The organism is Aquicoccus porphyridii, assembly GCF_008369105.1.
Classification (GTDB): Bacteria; Pseudomonadota; Alphaproteobacteria; order Rhodobacterales; family Rhodobacteraceae; genus Aquicoccus; species Aquicoccus porphyridii.
Genome location: NZ_VINQ01000120.1, coordinates 1 through 465, shown reverse-complemented (window position 1 = coordinate 465; position 465 = coordinate 1). Strand labels below are relative to the sequence as shown.

1 protein-coding gene is annotated in these 465 nt (G+C 66.2%); it reads left to right on the top strand.

Features of this window, described 5'->3' with window-relative positions:
• Positions 1 to 465: taurine ABC transporter substrate-binding protein (locus tag FLO80_RS23840; RefSeq protein WP_188078408.1), on the top strand; the 465-nt coding region annotated here is incomplete at both ends.

Genomic DNA, 465 nt, shown 5'->3' with positions numbered 1-465 from the left:
GCAATGGAAGCGGGATCGGGAAACCCGAGGACCTGGCCGGCAAGACCATCGCTACCCCGTTCGTTTCAACCTCCCACTACAGCCTGCTCGGCGCCCTCAAGCACTGGCAGATCGATCCGTCCAAGGTGAAGATCGTCAACCTCAACCCGGCCGAGATCGCTGCCGCCTGGCGTCGCGGCGACATCGACGGGGCCTTCGTCTGGTCGCCGGCGCTGGGCGAGATCAAGAAAAGCGGCAAGGTCCTCACCGACGCCGCCGAAGTCGGCCAGTGGGGTGCGCCGACATTCGAGGTGTGGGTGGCGCGCAAGGACTTCGCCGAGAGGCATCCTGAAATCGTCGCCCGCTTCGCCCGCGTCAGCCTCGATTCCTTCGCCGACTACAACGCGCACAAGGCCGAATGGACCGCCGACTCCGAGCCGGTGAAGAAGATCGCCCGGCTGACCGGCGCCGATCCCAGGGACGTCC